The sequence below is a fragment of the Acinetobacter nosocomialis NIPH 2119 genome, assembly GCF_000368085.1.
Lineage (GTDB): Bacteria > Pseudomonadota > Gammaproteobacteria > Pseudomonadales > Moraxellaceae > Acinetobacter > Acinetobacter nosocomialis.
In genome coordinates, this window is record NZ_KB849239.1 from 2955718 (window position 1) to 2974444 (window position 18727).

Annotated in this window: 15 protein-coding genes; 3 read left to right on the plus strand and 12 right to left on the minus strand. The window is 40.5% G+C overall.

Annotation, left to right across the window (positions count from 1 at the left end):
- Positions 1–9 precede the first annotated feature (9 nt).
- Together F984_RS17675 and abaR are read right to left on the minus strand one after the other, a co-directional pair.
- Positions 10–1899, minus strand: a complete 1890-nt coding sequence (locus F984_RS17675; protein WP_004711091.1) for a fatty acyl-AMP ligase — start codon at positions 1897–1899, stop codon at positions 10–12.
- Positions 1900–2579: 680 nt separating this feature from the next.
- The gene (gene abaR, locus F984_RS17680) at positions 2580–3296 is read right to left on the minus strand and encodes a LuxR family transcriptional regulator AbaR (RefSeq protein ID WP_004711094.1); all 717 of its coding nucleotides are present in this window, start codon (positions 3294–3296) and stop codon (positions 2580–2582) included.
- A gap of 816 nt (positions 3297–4112) precedes the next feature.
- Here abaR and F984_RS17685 point away from each other — a divergent pair.
- Both F984_RS17685 and abaI read left to right on the plus strand, forming a co-directional pair.
- Positions 4113–4529 carry a DUF4902 domain-containing protein gene (locus F984_RS17685; RefSeq protein ID WP_004711096.1) on the plus strand — a complete coding sequence of 139 codons (417 nt, stop codon included), beginning with the start codon at positions 4113–4115 and terminating at the stop codon, positions 4527–4529.
- A gap of 63 nt (positions 4530–4592) precedes the next feature.
- Entirely contained in the window at positions 4593–5159 is a 567-nt protein-coding gene (gene abaI, locus F984_RS17690) for an acyl-homoserine-lactone synthase AbaI (RefSeq protein ID WP_079377154.1), read from the plus strand.
- A 95-nt stretch (positions 5160–5254) separates the two neighbouring features.
- Here the strand turns inward: abaI and F984_RS17695 are convergent, their stop codons facing one another.
- The 7 genes from F984_RS17695 to F984_RS17725 all read right to left on the minus strand — a co-directional run bounded on the left by F984_RS17695 (position 5255) and on the right by F984_RS17725 (position 13849).
- On the minus strand, positions 5255–6607 hold the full coding sequence (locus F984_RS17695) for an MFS transporter (protein WP_004711099.1): 1353 nt from the start codon (positions 6605–6607) through the stop codon (positions 5255–5257).
- Positions 6608–6726: 119 nt separating this feature from the next.
- Complete coding sequence (locus F984_RS17700; protein WP_004711101.1) at positions 6727–7752, minus strand: enoyl-CoA hydratase/isomerase family protein; 1026 nt, start codon at positions 7750–7752, stop codon at positions 6727–6729.
- Between the two features lie 12 nt (positions 7753–7764).
- Complete coding sequence (locus F984_RS17705) at positions 7765–8538, minus strand: enoyl-CoA hydratase (protein WP_004711103.1); 774 nt, start codon at positions 8536–8538, stop codon at positions 7765–7767.
- Between the two features lie 21 nt (positions 8539–8559).
- Positions 8560–9687, minus strand: coding sequence for an acyl-CoA dehydrogenase family protein (locus tag F984_RS17710; protein ID WP_004711105.1), 1128 nt, complete (start codon positions 9685–9687; stop codon positions 8560–8562).
- Between the two features lie 11 nt (positions 9688–9698).
- The gene (locus tag F984_RS17715; protein ID WP_004711108.1) at positions 9699–11348 is read right to left on the minus strand and encodes an AMP-binding protein; all 1650 of its coding nucleotides are present in this window, start codon (positions 11346–11348) and stop codon (positions 9699–9701) included.
- Between the two features lie 81 nt (positions 11349–11429).
- A complete protein-coding gene (mmsB, locus tag F984_RS17720) occupies positions 11430–12320 on the minus strand; it encodes a 3-hydroxyisobutyrate dehydrogenase (protein ID WP_004711109.1) in 891 nt (296 codons plus the stop codon).
- Positions 12321–12331: 11 nt separating this feature from the next.
- Positions 12332–13849, minus strand: a complete 1518-nt coding sequence (locus F984_RS17725) for a CoA-acylating methylmalonate-semialdehyde dehydrogenase (RefSeq protein ID WP_004711111.1) — start codon at positions 13847–13849, stop codon at positions 12332–12334.
- Positions 13850–14014: 165 nt separating this feature from the next.
- Between F984_RS17725 and F984_RS17730 the strand changes: the two genes are divergently transcribed.
- Entirely contained in the window at positions 14015–14896 is an 882-nt protein-coding gene (locus F984_RS17730; RefSeq protein ID WP_002050510.1) for a LysR family transcriptional regulator, read from the plus strand.
- Between the two features lie 60 nt (positions 14897–14956).
- On the opposite strand, the gene F984_RS17735 is transcribed toward F984_RS17730, so the two are convergent.
- From F984_RS17735 to F984_RS17745, 3 genes are all read right to left on the minus strand, one after another.
- Positions 14957–16387, minus strand: coding sequence for an amino acid permease (locus tag F984_RS17735; RefSeq protein WP_004711113.1), 1431 nt, complete (start codon positions 16385–16387; stop codon positions 14957–14959).
- Between the two features lie 369 nt (positions 16388–16756).
- A complete protein-coding gene (locus tag F984_RS17740; protein WP_004711115.1) occupies positions 16757–18196 on the minus strand; it encodes an amino acid permease in 1440 nt (479 codons plus the stop codon).
- 162 nt (positions 18197–18358) lie between these two features.
- Positions 18359–18718 carry a RidA family protein gene (locus tag F984_RS17745; RefSeq protein ID WP_000071347.1) on the minus strand — a complete coding sequence of 120 codons (360 nt, stop codon included), beginning with the start codon at positions 18716–18718 and terminating at the stop codon, positions 18359–18361.
- Positions 18719–18727: the final 9 nt, after the last annotated feature.

The window sequence follows — 18727 nt, forward strand, 5'->3', positions numbered from 1 at the left end:
GGGTAAGGGTTAAAACAAAGCACTTTTCAGACGATTAAAAATCAGCGTGCGCACTTCACGTTCCTTGATCATTGAGTTGAGTAGATTGGAGCTATAACGAATCAACTGCCCCCGCTGCTCACGATCACGGATGACGTCTAAGCCGTTCTTGATATAATTTCGAGCAATCACCGTTCTACGGTTTGGATGGGTCAAACAGACCAGCTGACCTCGCTCGATCTGTTCTTTAATTTTTCTTCTTCTAATTTTGCCGCTAGTCGTTTTATTTATTCGGCCTTGATGCAATAAATAGACCCCTTCTACAGGCAAGCCAATATCAGCTGCCACTTGTTCTTTAACCTGAGTCCTGATGTTTTCAAAATTAAGAGTCTTGTTTAATGACTTCTTCTTGATCTCAAGTACAACCGTAACACCCTCAGAATCAGCAAAATTTACTGCTGCAACACAGCCTTTACGAACAGCAGGATGTGCCATTTCAACAGAGCATTCGATATCTTGTGGGTAATAGTTTTTGCCACGGATAATAATTACATCCTTAAGACGGCCAGTTACATACAGGTCTCCATCTTTGATAAAGCCCATATCACCCGTTCTTAAGTAATATTCTTTACTTGGCTGACCTGCTTCATCAAGGATCGTTGCTTCAAAGGTTTCCTGATTGATCTCAGGCTTCTGCCAGTAGCCTGCTGTGACACTCTCTCCTGCTAGCCAGATTTCACCAACTTCATGAGCTGCTACTTCTTTATGGGTATGCGGATTAACTATGCGGCAATCAATGTGCGCCGAGATCTTGCCACAGCTCACCACTTGCACCGCGGTCTGATCCTGACTGGTTTGTACCAAGTGGGCATTCAACTTATCACGATCAAGAGAAATTGCATTGAGAGGTCCAGTCACACCACTGACCAAGAGCGTCACTTCCGCCAAGCCATAGCATGGTAAGAAACTATCTAGTTTCAGTTTGGACTGAGTATTGAACTTCTCCATGAAACGCTGCATGACATGCGCTTTGATTGGTTCTGCACCGTTAAATAGTACACGTACGCGGCTCAGATCAAGTGTTGCTGCGTCTTCATCTGAAATACGATGCAAACACAATTCATACGCAAAGTTTGGACCACCACTGATCGTGACGCCTTTTTCACTAATAAATTGTAGCCATTTAAGCGGTTTACGTATGAAGTCCAGAGGCGACATTACATAACAAGTTAGCCCCACATACACGCTCTGCAAAACCGAGCCGATCAATCCCATATCATGATAAACAGGCAACCATGTAAGGCCGATATCATCAGGTTGTGTACAAAAAGCCTCCGTAATCATGGCTTCATTTGCCATAATATTTTTGTGGGTGACAATTACACCTTTAGGCCAACCGGTCGATCCTGAAGTGTATTGAAGGAAACAAACATCATCTGCATCAATATAAGGAAAATCCTTTTCCGCCAAGTCACGCTGAAATTCCGTATCAACAGCATGTAGTATTAAACTTTCATTTTGAGCTTTTAATGTAATTAGGCCCGATAACTCAAGAATCTTTTTTGTTGTGAGCACGATTTTTGGCTCACAGTCATTCATAATATTCAAAATATTAGAAAAACCATTACGATTAAACGGCAAGCTAACTGGTACTGCGATAATTTTAGCTTTCAGACAAGCAAAGAACGATACGATAAAGTCTAGCCCCGGTTCGAACAGCAAGACTGCACGATCACCACTGTCTACAAGGTTCATTAATATCTGAGCTTGGTGTTGAACTCGCTTATTCAGATCTGCATACGTTAGAGATTGAATCCCACTAGATTGGCGTCCCAAATACTCAAAAGCAGTCTTACCCCCATTTAGGTTCGCGTGGGATTCCAAAGTTGCAATGATATTATCCGTACACATTACAGCCATAACTTACTCCGATTAATTATAATTAACCCTTAAAACCTGCTGATTCAGAAATTAATTTCTAGTTGGGGGTTTTAATAAAAATGAATATACTTTTTCTTTAAAATATAAATTCACATTATATTTTATGCACAAGTGTCCTTTATTACACCTGTAAGGGTTTACAGGTTAGATGTTACTTATTGAAAAATAAGAAGCTAAAATATTTTTAAAAATTATTTTTATTCAGTTATATAGGTTAAAAATTTTTAAACAATTAAAAAAGCGACCAATCTTTGATCTAATTTTAGATACTCTTAAGTAAATTTTTTTAATCTTCAGATCATTACTTAGTTTTTCTTCTTATGCTTTTGTTTTAATTTTTTTTAGTTTCTATATGAGGTATAACTTATAGTTCTTTTAAAGGTAAATTATCAAAAAATATCAACTTTCATACAATTTCACTTTTAAGATTAAATTATTAATTCCACCTATTTAATTTTACTTCAGATAATTAAAATTTAATTTCTACATTATTACAATAAACTATAAATAATTTTATTTAAAATAATAAAATTATTCCTTACTTTAAATTCATAGATTAAATTTTTAAAATAAAAATTAAGATACACATTATAAAAATATTTAAATAAATATCATATAATTATTTATTTTATAATACCCTATATTCTTTATATATCTTTTTACAAAAGTCCCAACATTACTGCTCGAATAGCTGCTGAAATTTTATTATTTACATTTAATTTTTGCATCGAGTTACAAAGATGAAAATTTACAGTTCTTTCAGTAACCCCAATAATCTGAGCAATCTCTGCTGAGGTTTTACCCTCTGCTGTCCAACGTAAAGCTTCTTTTTCTCGGTTCGTTAAATAAAGGTTGAACTGAGAGAACTCTACATCATTGACAATTTTAGCAATGCTGGAATGCACTGTTTGAGTCAACCAATACATATTTGTATATTGTGCTTTTTGCTCTTTTTCTGATAATTGATCGGTGGATCTTGCTAGTGTTAACATCCCTCTCGTCCCAATAAAATCACGACTTGACTGAGCCCAACCGACATTTAAACCATAAGAACGCGCCTCTTCCCAGAAATCTTTTTCTTCTTGTGTTTTTGCATTTTGACTCGACCAGACAAGAGGTTGCAGTGATACCATACAATGCTGCACAGTAGGGTCTACCTTCACGTAACGTTGCTCTATATAGCGCTTTTGCCATGCCTGAGGATAATTATTCAACATAATTGTTTTTGGTTCAGCAATAGACAGCGGTGACTGCATACCATAAGCACAATAATCAAATCCAAGCTTTGACGCTGTAGATTTGACTACTTCAAACAATTCATCTTCATTTTTTACGACCAAAAATGCTGATAATAAATCCTCTTGCCAACTTTCCATTTGCTCTCATTAGGCTCCATTCAGAAATTATTTTTTGTTCAGTTATCTCTTGTGAATCCAAATAATTAAATTGAAGCGTAGGGCTATTTTTTACCTTTATTTCAATAGAACTCTACAAAAATCTAAAAGATTATGAGGCTGTCAAAATATTTCCACTACTTCATCTTCTTTTATTACTTTCTCAATTGCAGATTTTGAACTCATCATCCAATTAACAACACTTTTAAGCCCAAATGGTTGTAAATTATTCAGATAAACTAAATTTCTGAAAGCCTTTAAGGTTGTTATATTCAATATACAGATTATGCTTGAAAAAATTAAATTTTACAGGATGCATTTTATTCCAAAAAACATAGTTTTTAAAATAAAAAAACAATGCTCAGTATTTAATCTTGAAATTATATTTTATTAATTTAATTAAATAATACATTTCAACAATAACCCAAGAAATATAATTTTACCAATCATTATATATTCAAACTAAAAAAATAAATAATTATTTAGCAAATCAAATAATTACATGGTAGCTTATTTTAGTTAAAACTATTGTTTTAATAACAAGTATAAAAGCCACCTAAAAAAGCTAAAAAAGTAAGTCAATTGAGCATCGTTAAAAGCATTTTTTATATTATAACTACAAGATAATCATTTTTTACTTTAGCTAACCTTAATACTTAAATAAACCTCCAATAAGAATAGCTTAACGATATAGGGCATCAAATTATATTTAACCTGTTAAACATAACAGTATTTAATTGGCAATAATTTATGGTATTTATCAAAAGATTTCTAATTCAGGGTACTTGAACAGGTAGCATGGCCAACATTACCCCTCATTTTTCAATTTCGACAGATGGTTTTATTCGTATGAATGAGAACCAACTCATGAATTACCCTTTTCAACACGTTGTATCTATCGTTGAATCAGCCCAAATTGAAGAATCTCAAATTGTTTATTATGGTTTTACTGAATGGGCGACATTAAAAACTCCTGCTTTAAGTACAGGATGGGACTGGGAATTCGTTGAACAAAACGGTTTTGTTACTTTAAAACGAACTGGTCTGCCTAGAAGCAATATTATGATTGTTGATATATCTGGTACAGATATTGGATTTGATAGCACTGAAACATTAATCAAAAGGAAGATAGATACTTTGTTCTGGGAACAGTTCATTTATGCTCAAATCAATACAAGCTTAATCAAGTCTAAAGTAAGTCTGAATTTCTCTTAGAAACCTGTAAATTTTTACAGTTACCGCCTTTCCAGCTGTTCAGTAAAGTCACATCAAAAATAAGTGGAAGCACTTGTAGTGAATATTATTGCTGGATTTCAAAACAATTTTTCAGAAGGCTTATATAGCAAATTTAAAAGTTACCGTTATAAGGTATTTGTTGAGCATTTAGGATGGGAGTTAAACTGCCCACATAATGAAGAACTCGATCAATTTGATAAAGTCGATACAGCTTATGTGGTCGCTCAAGATAGAGACTCTAATATTATTGGCTGTGCCAGATTACTACCTACGACTCAACCATATTTACTTGGTGAAATATTTCCTCAATTACTTAATGGAATACCTCTCCCGTGTTCCCCAGAAATTTGGGAATTATCAAGGTTTTCAGCCGTAGATTTTTCAAATCCGCCTACAACAGTAAGTCAAGCAGTGTCATCGCCAGTTTCAATTGCAATTCTGCAAGAAGCGATTAACTTTGCAAGAGAACAAGGGGCCAAACAACTTATTACGACCTCTCCTCTGGGTGTAGAGCGTTTATTACGTGCTGCTGGTTTTCGCGCCCATCGTGCAGGCCCACCAATGACGATTGATGGCTATTCTATGTTTGCCTGTTTAATTGATGTGTAATGGTTTAAAGGTTAACTCTTGTCTCTCGGACATGAGTTAACCTAGTTTTTTTATAATCAAGAAATACGCTTATCGCGAAGAATAAATAACACGTATCAATCAATCTTGGTTTTTAAATTTAAGTTTGCTTTCTTATAATAAGTCTCATCCGTTTTAGAGTTTCCATCACGCGGCATAAATGATGTCGATATAATTGCAACGACAGCCATACTTCCAATATAAAGCATAATTAAATATGGGTTACCTTGCCCAATACTGAGCAGCTTGGTGGCAATCATAGGGGCTAAACCACCACCCAAAACACCTGCCAACTGTACCGAAATTGAAATACCGCTATAACGAATTTCCGCAGGAAATTGACGCGCAAAAAGCTGTGCTTGTGGCGCATACATAATTGGAAACACCACACCAATCGCCAGCACAATTGCTGTCCAGACCAGTACCGGATCTTTGGTATTGAGCATGCTAAAAAATGGATAGCAGTAAAGTGCTAATACGCATAAGCCAAACATAAACATATTGCGTTGACCGACTTTATCGGACAAATGTCCGCATAACGGCGTCATAAATAAAATCACGGCTGCACCACAAATGGTGGCAAATAAAATATCTTGGCGGGGAATACCAAGTTGTGTAGTGGTATAAGCTAGCGTAAATGTTGACGCAATATAAAACCATGCATTTTCAGCAGCTCTCGCCAAAATAATGGTGATAAGTTGTTTTGGATGGTTTTTAAAAACCTGAAAGGCAGGAACTTTGACTTCTTCAGACTGCTGTTTTACTTTTTCAAAATCTGGTGACTCAGGCACTTTTACACGAATATACCAGCCCACTGCCAGTAAAATAATGCTGGCAAGAAATGGTAAACGCCAGCCCCAGCTAAACAGTGCTTGCTCAGATAATAACGACACCAGTCCTAGTGCGATTGAGGCGAGCATTAAGCCACCACCTGTACTCGCCTGTGGCAAACTTCCCCAAAACCCTTTACCACCTTCGGGTGCATGTTCAACGGCCATAAGCACGGCACCGCCCCATTCACCACCCATGGCCATACCTTGAATAAATCGTAAGATCACCAAGCCAATTGCAGCCCAATATCCAATTGATTCATAAGTTGGTAAGAGGCCAATCAGTACGGTTGGAATTCCCATGAGCATCAGCGTTAACAACAACATTGACTTACGACCGATCTTGTCACCGAAATGACCAAAGAGCAAGCCACCTAAAGGCCGCCCAATAAACCCAACAGCATAAGTTGCAAATGCTGCAAGCACACCTGTAAGTGGGTCCAGATTTGGGAAAAATAGCTTGTTAAAAATGAGGGCTGCTGCTGCGCCATAAACAAAAAAGTCATACCACTCAATCGTGGTGCCAACCATGCTAGAGATGCCTGCTAATCGATGTGACGACTTTTTAGGATGTGAACCGTTTCCATGTATTGTTTGCATCGTAATGTCCTTTTTAGATTTTCTTGTTTTGTCTTTTTATGCTTATGACCTGTCCTGACCATAAGCATGTTCAGGTCTCGCTTGATCTCCTTAAGCTTTTTGTGTGTTTTTAAAATGGGTTAGCTTAGTTTTTCTAAAATTTGCTCTAACTCCGGATTACGTTCTTGCCAACGTGGTTGTTTATCTTTATCGACAATCAGTGCACGAACGCCCTCAATAAAGTCACCATGCTCAAACCAGATATCCTGTAAATCACGCTCAAGCTGCATACACTGCTGTAGTGAAAGGCCGCGCCCTAAATATTGCAGTTTCAAGCTGGTTTGTTTGGCAATAAATGAACGCTGCTGCAAAATACTAAGCATCTTACTCGCCCAAACCTTTAAGCTTTCATCCTGTTCATTTTCAAGGCTTTGCTCAATCTCATCTAAATGCTGATATCCGAAGTGTTTACGGATGCCTTCGGCAAGTTGTTTAAGCTCACTTTCGACAGGCCGAGTAATAAATCGGGTAATGATGCGTTCAATTCCCTCTTTGCTTAAACTTGGTGCTTCAACGAGAGCGTCTTGTAAAGCTTGTAACTGATCGCTTGGTACATGGTAGTCAATTAAGTCGAGATAGAGCGCATCGCTACTACTAATCTGCTCACCCGTAATTGCCATATAAACGCCAATATCATCAAGGCGAGACAGGAAATGAGTTGCGCCAACGTCCGGGAAAAAACCAATCGCTGTTTCAGGCATAGCAAATCTGGACTTTTCGCTGCTTACCACAATGTGACACGCCTGAGCCAAGCCAAAACCACCGCCTAATACATAGCCATCAAGCACAACGATGATTGGCTTTTCATATTCGCGCAGTGTATTGAGCATTTTATATTCGGCACTAAAGTAGCCTTTGTAATCAGCCGTGCCATTTTTATAACTGTCGTAGAGATAGCGAATATCGCCCCCTGCACAGAAGGCTTTTGGGCTATTTGATTTGATTAAGATCGCCTGAACAGCAGCATCATTTCGCCACAGTTCCAATTGGGCACCAATCCCTTCAATCATATCTAGCGACAATGCATTAAGATGAGTCACACGATCTAAGGTGATCACACCAAGCTTACCTTGTCGCTCAATCATTAAGTGATTTTCTGTATTCATTTTATTGATCTCTTACTGATTTTTAAAATTTGCCTGCCGTTTTTCAACAAATGCTTGCATGCCTTCTTTTTGGTCCGCAGTTGCAAAAATGGAGTGGAACATGCGGCGTTCAAAACGTAAACCTTCGGTAAGATTCACTTCAAAAGCTCGGTTAATGGTTTCTTTGAGCATCATGTTTGCAGTTAAAGACCGCATTGCGATTTTTTCAGCGGCTTGCAAGGTTTGTTCAAGTAATTCTTCTTTACTAAAAACACGTGCAACCAAACCGCTTTGTTCTGCCTCTACTGCGCCCATTTGACGAGCGGTAAGGCACATTTCCATTGCTTTAGCTTTACCAATGGCATGCGTTAAACGCTGTGTCCCCCCAATGCCCGGAATTACCCCTAAAGTGACTTCGGGTAAACCAAACTTGGCGTTGTCAGCACAATAAATAAAGTCACACATAAGCGCCAGCTCACAGCCACCACCCAATGCATAGCCACTCACCGCAGCAATTAAAGGTTTACGGCGCTGTGCAATACGGTCTGCAAGATGAAAAAAATCATCTAAATAAATATCAGGAAATGCCAAATCGGCCATTTCTTTAATGTCGGCCCCTGCGGCAAAAGCTTTTTCTGAGCCTGCCAATACGATGCAGCCAATTTCGCGGTCTTTTTCGAGTTGATCTAATGCCTGATTAATTTCACTAATTAATTCGCTATTTAAGGCATTGAGCGCTTGAGGGCGATTTAAGGTAATCAGTCCAACCCCATTACGCTTTTCTAATAAAATACTTTGCCACTGCATTATTTATTCCTTGTTCTGGTTTTATAGACTACGTGCGATGACTAAACGTTGGATATCACTTGTGCCTTCGTAAATTTGACAAATACGCGCATCACGATAAATACGCTCAATTGGGAAGTCTCTGAGATAGCCATAGCCACCAAACACTTGTAAGGCACTTGAGCACACACGTTCCGTCATTTCTGAAGCAAATAACTTAGCCATTGAGGCTTCGTTGAGACACGGTTGGCCTGCTTCTTTTAAACGCGCAGCGTAGTGAACGAGTTGTCTCGCTGCTTCAATTTCGGTTGCCATACTGGCAAGGCGAAATGCGATGGTTTGATGCTCAAAAATTGGTTTTCCAAAAGTAATACGCTCTTTGGCATAACGAGTTGCTTCTTCAAGTGCCGCACGTGCTAGACCCACTGCTTGTGCAGCAATACCAATACGTCCACCTTCTAAATTGGCAAGAGCAATTTTCAGACCCTCACCTTCTTTACCCAGCATGAGACTTTTATGGATGCGTACATCTGTCAGCGCAATTTGGCAGGTATCTGAAGCATGCAGACCGAGTTTTTCTTCTACACGAATCACTTCATAACCCGGTGTTTCGCGTGGGACTAAAAATGCACTAATGCCCTTTTTTCCTGCGCTCGGATCCGTCACGGCAAACACGATAATGACGCCGGCGTTATTACCCGAGGTAATAAATTGCTTGGCACCATTTAAAATGTAATCGTCACCATCTTTCACCGCTCGGGTTTTAATGGCTCCCGCATCCGATCCTGTATGCGGCTCAGTTAGGGCAAAAGCACCGATCATTTCACCTTGTGCCAAAGGCTTTAAAAAGCGCTCTTTTTGCTCGTCGGTCCCAAATTTTAAAATAGGCACACAACCAACCGAGTTATGTACACTCATGATGGTCGAGGTTGCCCCATCTGCTGCCGCAACTTCCTCGAGTGCCAGTACATAGGCTAAGTTACCCGTTTCTGAACCACCCCATTCCTCTGAAACAAGCATTCCCATAAAACCGAGTTGTCCCATTTGAGTCAGAGTATCTTTTGGGAAAGTCCCGTCTCGGTCCCAATCACTGGCATTAGGCTTGATTTGTTCTTGGGCGAAACTTTTCGCCATATCACGAATGAGTAATTGTTCTTCGGTAAATTGCATTATTATTTCCTTTACCCTGCTTTAGCTTGTTGTTTAGCAATTTCTTGATTACGCAATAAAAAGCGCTGAATTTTGCCACTTGGAGTTTTAGGTAATTCACTCACAAATTCAACTAATCGTGGGTAAGCATGTGCAGAAAGTCGTCTTTTCACAAACTGGCTGAGTTCTTCAGCAAGTGCATCTGAAGGTTGTACGCCCGCAGCTAAAATTACAAAGGCCTTGACCACTTCGGTACGATCCGGATCAGGCACGCCTATTACTGCGGCTTCAATCACAGCATCATGTTCAAGCAGTGCGCTTTCTACATCAAAAGGCCCAATACGATAGCCCGATGTGGTGATTACATCATCACTACGGCCTACAAAGCTCATACTGCCATCGTCATGAAGTTCGGCAGTATCACCCGTTAAGTAGTAATGACCAACGAAAGGTGATTTACGGCTTTCTTTATAGCCACCAAACCACATCATTGGAGACTGGCTAATATCGACCGCTAAAATTCCCGGTGTATCAGGCGGAAGTTCCTCACCTTGTTCATTAACAATTGCAACGCGATAGCCCGGACTTGGAAAACCTGCTGAACCAGCATGAATTTCATGTTTTAAACCATGATGATTACACACCACCATGCCGACTTCGGTTTGTCCGTAATGGTCATAAATTGGAGCATCAAGGACTTGTTTAAACCAGCGAATTACTTCCGGATTAAGCGGCTCGCCTGCACTACTCACCACACGGAACTGGCCTTTTAACGGTGCCATTTGTACCGGATCTGCTGCCATCATCATACGGTAAGCTGTTGGTGCACCTGCCAAGTTGTTAACTTTATAATCTTTCACAATTTGGCATAGGCTATCGGTACTAAAACCGCCTTCATAAAACAAAGTCGCATGACCTAAAAATAACGGCCCAGTAATCGCATAGTACAGACCATAAGCCCAACCCGGATCTGCAATATTCCAAAACGAGTCCTCTTCGGTTAAACCAATGGCATCTTGCATATATCGACCAAAAGCAATCAGTGCTTTTAGTGGCACTTCCAATGGTTTCGCTGGTCCTGTAGTACCTGAAGTAAACATAAGCAAGAAAGGATCTTGGATGCTACGCATCACCAGATCACATTGATCGGACTGCTGCTTCACTTCATTCCAGAAATTAAAATCCCCTGCTTTAAGCGGAGTCCCTTGTGCATCGGCCACTGTCATAATTGCAGGGCACTTTTCAATTTCATCGAGCTTGCTACGGTTGCCCATATCGGTCACCACCAACTTGCTTTGTGCAAGTTGAATACGGTGCTCAATCGCTTTTGGGCCAAATGCAGTAAATAAAGGCTGGTACACAGCACCAATTCGCCAAGCCGCCAAAATGGTTACAATCAGTTCAGGTGTTCTTGGCAATAAGCCTGAAATACGGTCGCCTGCTTTTACACCTTGTGCTTTTAAAAAGTTAGCAAACTGACTCGACCATTCTTTTAGTTCACGGAAGGTATATTGCTCTTTGCGACTGTCTTTTCCTTGCCAGTACAGCGCGATCTTGTCGCCATCTGCATGTCGATCACAGCATTCATAACAAGCGTTCAGTGCATCGAGTGAACCTGACAACATCTGTTTAGCAGTGCTTTCCAAATCGAAAGCCTGTACAGCATTTTGATAATCCATCATATCTTTTCCCTCAGTCCGGATTTGTTGTTATTCACGACAGGGTTTGATTTATTGGTTTAAAGCCATCCTTTGGCTTTACCGTTATGCCTCTTGTGGCAGGTACTGCTGAATAATGCTCGAAAAATCGAGATTGGCATTACCACGCATGCACATTTGCTGATAAAGCTGTTGCACCATACCACCTAATACAACAGGCTGTTTGACTTGGCCTGCGGCTTCTACAGCGAGTCCTAAATCTTTTAGCATTAGCTGAGTTGCAAAACCGTCTTGGTAACCTCGAGATGCGGGCGCATTTTCATTAATGTGTGGCCATGGGTTACATACATCCGAACTCCAACAACGACCACTTGAGGTGTTAATTACCCCTGCCAATGCTTGTGGGTCGATGCCTAGCTTCACACCGAGTGCCATGCCTTCGGCCACCGCAGCCATTGAAATGCCTAAAATCAGGTTATTGCAAATTTTGGCAATTTGTCCTGCACCCACATCACCACAATGAACAATATTTTTGCCCATATGGCTGAGCACAGGTTTTACTTCGTTAAAGGTTTGTTCATCGGCACCCACCATAAAGGTTAAGGTTCCTGCTTGAGCACCAATGGTTCCACCAGAAACTGGTGCATCACAAATTTTAATATTTTTACTCTGTGCAACAGCAGCAATGTCTTTAATAGTTTGCGGGTCAATAGTGCTGCTATCAATGCATAAGCTACCTGCTTTTAGCACTTCCAAGACACCATTTTCACCCAAGTAAACCTCTTTAACATGCTTCGCCGCAGGCAACATGGTAATGACCACATCTGCTTGTTTAGCTGCATTCTGGGGGCTGTCGCAGACTATGCCACCTGCCTCGGCGAAGTGCTGGATCGCGACTTCACTGAGGTCATAACCATAAACTTTGATTCCGGCTTTTAGTAGGTTTTGGGCCATTCTGCCGCCCATATTCCCTAGACCGATAAAGGCGATATTCATCCGTGATCCCCTTAACGTAAACTAATAGTTGTATTTACACCGCCAACTTCATGGCTATCTTCAAACCAGCGACTCGTAATGGTTTTGGTTTGAGTATAGAACTGGACAGCCTGTTTGCCGTATGGTCCCAAATCGCCAAGTTTTGAGCCTCTTGAACCGGTAAAACTAAAGAACGGCACAGGTACAGGAATTGGAATGTTGATACCAACTTGGCCGATATCAATCAAGTTTTGGAAAGTACGTGCAATAGCACCACTTTGTGTGAATAGGCCTACACCGTTACCAAATGGATTGGCATTGATAAGAGCTATTGCTTCATCGAGTGTATCAACACAAATAATTGAAAGTACTGGACCAAAGATTTCTTCTTTATAAATACGCATATCGGTATTTACGCCACTAAAAATCGTAGCACCCACAAAGTTACCTGACTCATAACCTTGTACTTGAACATTGCGACCATCGAGTAGAAGTTCTGCCCCTTGCTCAACACCGCTATTAATCAAGTCAATTACACGCGCTTTGGCACGTTTTGAAATGACTGGGCCAATGTCAGTATTTGGTTCATGACCTGCATTTACTTTTAGAGTTTTGGCTTTTTCGACTAACTCTTGAATCCATTGTTTACTGTCGCCAACCATTACTGCAACAGACAATGCCATACAACGTTGCCCAGCAGCACCAAACGCTGCGCCCACTAAGGCATTTAGGGTTTGTTCTTTATTGGCATCTGGCATCACAACCACATGGTTTTTTGCGCCCATCATCGACTGCACGCGTTTGCCATGTTGACCTGCAAGGTTATAAACATGTGTGCCGACTGCAGTTGATCCTACAAACGAAATCGCTTTAATATCTTTATGAGTACACAAACGATCAACTACTTCTTTACCGCCATGCACAACGTTTAAGACACCTGCTGGAATACCTGCTTGAATTGCAAGTTCAACCAGCATCATGGTTGATAAAGGATCTTGTTCTGATGGTTTTAAAACGAAGGTATTGCCGCACACGATTGCCATTGGGAACATCCAAAGTGGAATCATGGCAGGAAAATTAAACGGCGTAATACCCGCACAAACACCCAAAGGTTGTTGCAAGGTATATGTATCTACACCACGTGCTACACCTTCGACGTACTCGCCCATTTGTAAAGTACCAACTGAACAGGCATGTTCAACCACTTCTAGACCACGTTGAATATCGCCTTCAGCATCTGCCAAGGTTTTACCTTGTTCAGCCGTCAATACTTGTGCAATTTCTTTCATGTTGGCACGAATCAAGTCTTGTAGCTTGAGCATGATGCGCATACGTGCCTGAATTGGGGTTTGGCGCCAAGAAGTAAAAGCATCTTGTGCAGCTTGAATAGCAGCGTCGACTTCTTCAACCGTTGCAAAAGGCACGCGGCCAATCACTTCCTGAGTTGCAGGGTTAATAATGTCTTGCCATTCTTGGGTTTTAGATTCGATAAACTGTCCGTTAATAAGTAATTTAGCGGTGTCCAATTCGATTTTCTGGATTGTGTTCATAACCTCTCCGTAGGTCATATTTTTATTGTGTTCAGTTATTAGAAAATACTTTTCTACGTATTTTCTTTATTCAGGTTTTATTTGAGACTAACAAAGAAATCTTTGACCACCAACGCAAATTCATGCACGATTGTTGTGCAAATATGCACAGGGACAATAACAAAAATGAAAGTGGATTGGGATCATCTACAGTTTTTTCTGGTTTTAGCACGCACTAAAACTCTAACCAATGCTGCACGTATTATTGGTGTCGAGCACAGTACGGTAGCTAGACGGATTCAGGCTCTAGAACTTGCTTTAGGTACGACGCTATTTAAGCGTGAAGCAACGGGCTATGAGTTAACTCTCGAAGGGATGGCACTTGTCCCTCGAGTTGAGCAAATGGAACAAGCTTTCTTACAAATTGAAAAACCGCATCAACCTTTACAAGGACGTGTGCGAATTGGCACACCTGAGGGCTTTGGAACTGCATTTTTAGCCCGCTTACTGGCTGAGTTCTCTATTCAGTATCCACTGCTTACCATCGATCTAATACCCGTGCCAAAAATGATTAAGCTCTCGCACCGTGAAGCAGATATTGTGGTATCCATTGAACGCCCAACCTCAGGGCCTTATATAATTACGCGCTTGTCTGATTATTGTTTAAAAATTTATGGCAGCCAGAGCTATCTAGCACAAAATCCACCAATTCGTGGTTTAGAAGATTTAACCCAGCATCGCTTTGTAAATTATATTGATGATCTAGTGTATAGCCCAGAGCTGTATTGTCTAGAACGTTTACCTTTAAAGCTGAATGCTAACTTTCGCAGTAGCAGCATTTTGGCCCAACAAATTGCGGTCAGTGCAGGCGCAGGGCTTGCAATTTTGCCGAAGTTTTTAGCAGATGACAAACCTGAGCTCGAAGAGGTATTAGAGCAACAAGTTCGTTTTACCCATACCTTCTGGATGCTGACCTTCGTCGATTTACAGCATGAACCTCGCATTAAACTGGTCTGGGACTATTTGCGTAAACAAGCTGATAAATATCAACATTTGCTAGTCGATTAATCTTTTAATAAAAAAGCCAATCAATGATGATTGGCTTTTTGGTAAATCGAGAAAGGATAATTAAAAGATTTCTCGGCCTAATTTTTTCATGCGCGGCTTATAGAATGCATAGTAAGTCACCCCTAAAACCACCACCCATACTGGACTGACGTAGAGCGCTTTTAATGTATCTGGCTCTAACGCCAAAATCACTAAAGTAAACAAGAAAAAGGCTATAACCGCATACGCCATTAACACGCCGCCCGGCATTTTAAAGGTTGATGCAGCGTGAAGTTCAGGACGAGTTTTACGATAACGTAAATAGCACGCCATGATCAAAATCCACACACTAATGAACAAGATTACACAGAGTGAACTTGCCAGAGTAAATGCTTCCATTGTGTTTGGAACAAAGTACTGAAGCACTGCCCCACCCATAATGAAAATACATGAGAAGATTAAACCATTTGAAGGTACGGCACGTTTTGATAAACGTCCTAATATACCCGGCGCTTGACCATCTTTTGATAAGCCGAACAACATACGGCTTGTTGAAAACACGCCACTGTTCATTGAAGACATGACCGACGACAGAACAACCAAGTTCATAATAATTGCAGAAATAGGAATACCTGCATTTAAGAACAACTCAACAAATGGGCTTTTATCGGCACGAATATGATCCCAAGGTGTTACAGACATCACCACAAAAAGTGCTAACACATAAAACAGGATAATACGTACCGGAATCGCGTTAATTGCTTTTGGTAGGTTCTTTTCTGGATCTTTCGTTTCAGCAGCAGTTGTACCAATCAGCTCAACACCAATAAAGGCAAATACGGCGATCTGGAAACCTGCCAAAAACCCGCTCACACCTTTTGGAAATATACCACCATGTGACCAGACGTTACTGATGCTTACCACGTCACCATGAGGAGCTTGGAAGTGGGTTAAAATCATGTAGCCGCCCACACCAATCAAACCGATAATGGCTAAAATCTTAATAAGCGCAAACCAGAACTCAACCTCACCAAACAACTTCACTGTAAGAAGGTTAAGGCTTAAGACGAATAGTACACAGCCCGCACTAATCATCGCTTGTTGCATGGGTGAAAAACTGGCGCCTTCGGGTAACCAGAAACTTAAATAGTTAATAACCGCAGAAAGATCGGCAATACCGACCAATACCCAGCCTAACCAATAGGTCCAACCTATATAGTAGCCAGCCCACGGACCAATCAAGTCATACGCCATGTCGACAAATGACTTGTAATGTAAATTAGCAAGTAGTAATTCACCCAATGCGCGCATAAGGAAGAAGAACATTCCACCAATTAACATGTAGATTACAAGAATTGAAGGACCTGCGAGAGAGATGGTTTTGCCCGAGCCCATAAATAGACCGGTACCAATTGCGCCGCCAATTGCAATGAGCTGTAAGTGGCGATTACTTAATTTCCGTTGTAAATGATCAGGGGAGCCTGCCTCATCTGAATGATGAACCATTGTCATATTAGAAGTCCTTTTTATATTTTGCTTAATTTAAATCAGCAACCTATAGGGAGAAAACGAACCGTATATCGTGGGTTGCTGAGTCTATACCTCAGGACAAGATGTTCAAGTATATTTTTTCCTTAATTGATCTATCTTTTGTCCCTATTTTTTAAGTTGCATTATTTATGTACTGCCTTCACGGCAATTTTAATTATCCAATCTCGATTCACCAGATTAGCCGGAGTTTAGCATGTGATCATCCTAAAAGTACTTTGCCAACACCCTCCAAACTGCTCTATTGATCCAAAAATAAACAATATTATTCCGATAAAAAATCTAATAAAAATAAAAAAAGCCAATCATGATTGATTGGCTTTTTAATAAAACTTAATGATCGTTGACGAGTTCACGTCCTAGTTTTTTCATGCGTGGTTTATACAACACATGATAGGTAACACCTAAAATAACCAGCCATACTGGACTGACATATAAAGCTTTCAATGTATCTGGCTCTAATGCCAAAATAACTAAAGTGAAAAGCATGAATGCCAAAACAACATAACTCATCCAAACGCCACCTGGCATTTTGAATGTTGATTTTTCATGTAATTCAGGACGTAATTTACGGTAGCGTAAATAGCACACCATGATGAGACTCCAAACACTAATGAATAGAATCACACAAAGTGAACTTGCTAAAGTAAATGCCTCCATGGTGTTTGGAACAAAGTACTGAAGCACCGCTCCGCCCATGATAAAGGTACAAGAGAAAATCAAACCATTTGAAGGAACTGCGCGTTTTGATAAACGACCAAATGCACCAGGTGCCTGACCGTCTTTTGATAAACCAAACAACATACGGCTGGTTGAAAACACGCCGCTGTTCATTGAAGACATCACCGAAGAAAGTACCACCAAGTTCATGATGATGGCTGAAACAGGAATACCGGCATTTAAGAACAACTCAACAAACGGACTTTTGTCTGCACGAATGTGGTCCCATGGGGTTACTGACATCACAATAAATAGTGCTAGCACGTAGAAGAGGATAATACGTACCGGAATCGCGTTAATTGCTTTTGGTAAGTTCTTCTGCGGGTCTTTGGTTTCAGCAGCTGTCGTACCAACCAACTCAACCCCGACAAAAGCAAAAACGGCAATCTGGAATCCTGCCAAGAAGCCTTCTGTACCTTTCGGGAATAAACCGCCATGTGACCAGACATTACTAATGCTGGCAACAGCGCCTTGCGGAGCTTGGAAATGGCTGAAAATCATGTAGCCACCTACCCCGATCAGGCCAATAATTGCCAGAATCTTAATAAGGGCAAACCAAAACTCAATTTCACCAAATAGACGTACTGTTAGGAGGTTAAGACCCATCACAAACAATACACAGCCTGCACTAATCATGGCCTGCTGTATTGGAGAGAAACTTGCACCATCAGGTAACCAGAAACTCAAATAGTTAATGACTGCTGAAAGGTCCGCAATACCCACCAGCACCCAGCCTAACCAATAGGTCCAACCCAAATAGTAACCGGCCCAAGGACCAATCAGGTCATGAGCCATATCAACAAAAGATTTATAATGCAGATTTGCAAGGAGTAGTTCACCCATTGCACGCATTAAGAAAAAGAACATTCCTCCAATAATCATATAAATAAAGAGAATTGAAGGACCTGCGAGGGAGATGGTTTTACCTGAGCCCATAAATAGGCCAGTTCCAATTGCACCGCCAATTGCAATCAGTTGTAAATGACGGTTAGACAGTTTTCGTTGCAGATGATCGGGAGAATTTTCCGTATCTGAATGACGAGCCGTTGTCATATTAAAATTCCTTTTTGAATTCCTTTGTTAAGATCAGCAACCTATGGCGAAAATTGAACCGTATGCCATAGGTCACTGAATCTGTTCACCAAAAAATGACTGGATAAACCGTATCTATCTTCCTTCTGTTAGATACATCATCATTTTTGGAGTAAAAACGAATTACTTTTGTGCTGCCGTCACGGCAATTTCAATGAGCCAATCCGGATTGACCAAATCGGCCTGAATTGTGGCACGCGATGGAGCAACACACCCTTTTAACCAGTCAACCCAAATTGCATTTACGGTTGAAAAGTCAGAAAGATTTTTCAAATAGAGCTGCGCAGAAAGCAAGCGAGATTTATCGGTATTGGCTAATGCCAAAAGTTCATCAATCGTGGCAAGAATTTCACGAGTTTGGCCTGCCACGTCTTGCTCGGTATTTTTAGGCACCTGACCTGACAGATAAACCACTTTGTTAAAAACAGTCACGGCGCTCATGACTTCGTTGGTGTTGATCTTTTGTATATCTGAATTAGACATTCGGATTTC

Bases quoted from the DNA above. Each gene is read 5' to 3' on its own strand.
- F984_RS17675 (WP_004711091.1), bottom strand. From the start codon at position 1,899: ATGGCTGTAATGTGTACGGATAATATCATTGCAACTTTGGAATCCCAC.
- abaR (WP_004711094.1), bottom strand. From the start codon at position 3,296: ATGGAAAGTTGGCAAGAGGATTTATTATCAGCATTTTTGGTCGTAAAA.
- F984_RS17685 (WP_004711096.1), top strand. From the start codon at position 4,113: ATGGCCAACATTACCCCTCATTTTTCAATTTCGACAGATGGTTTTATT.
- F984_RS17695 (WP_004711099.1), bottom strand. From the start codon at position 6,607: ATGCAAACAATACATGGAAACGGTTCACATCCTAAAAAGTCGTCACAT.
- F984_RS17700 (WP_004711101.1), bottom strand. From the start codon at position 7,752: ATGAATACAGAAAATCACTTAATGATTGAGCGACAAGGTAAGCTTGGT.
- F984_RS17705 (WP_004711103.1), bottom strand. From the start codon at position 8,538: ATGCAGTGGCAAAGTATTTTATTAGAAAAGCGTAATGGGGTTGGACTG.
- F984_RS17710 (WP_004711105.1), bottom strand. From the start codon at position 9,687: ATGCAATTTACCGAAGAACAATTACTCATTCGTGATATGGCGAAAAGT.
- F984_RS17715 (WP_004711108.1), bottom strand. From the start codon at position 11,348: ATGATGGATTATCAAAATGCTGTACAGGCTTTCGATTTGGAAAGCACT.
- mmsB (WP_004711109.1), bottom strand. From the start codon at position 12,320: ATGAATATCGCCTTTATCGGTCTAGGGAATATGGGCGGCAGAATGGCC.
- F984_RS17725 (WP_004711111.1), bottom strand. From the start codon at position 13,849: ATGAACACAATCCAGAAAATCGAATTGGACACCGCTAAATTACTTATT.
- F984_RS17730 (WP_002050510.1), top strand. From the start codon at position 14,015: ATGAAAGTGGATTGGGATCATCTACAGTTTTTTCTGGTTTTAGCACGC.
- F984_RS17735 (WP_004711113.1), bottom strand. From the start codon at position 16,387: ATGACAATGGTTCATCATTCAGATGAGGCAGGCTCCCCTGATCATTTA.
- F984_RS17740 (WP_004711115.1), bottom strand. From the start codon at position 18,196: ATGACAACGGCTCGTCATTCAGATACGGAAAATTCTCCCGATCATCTG.
- F984_RS17745 (WP_000071347.1), bottom strand. From the start codon at position 18,718: ATGTCTAATTCAGATATACAAAAGATCAACACCAACGAAGTCATGAGC.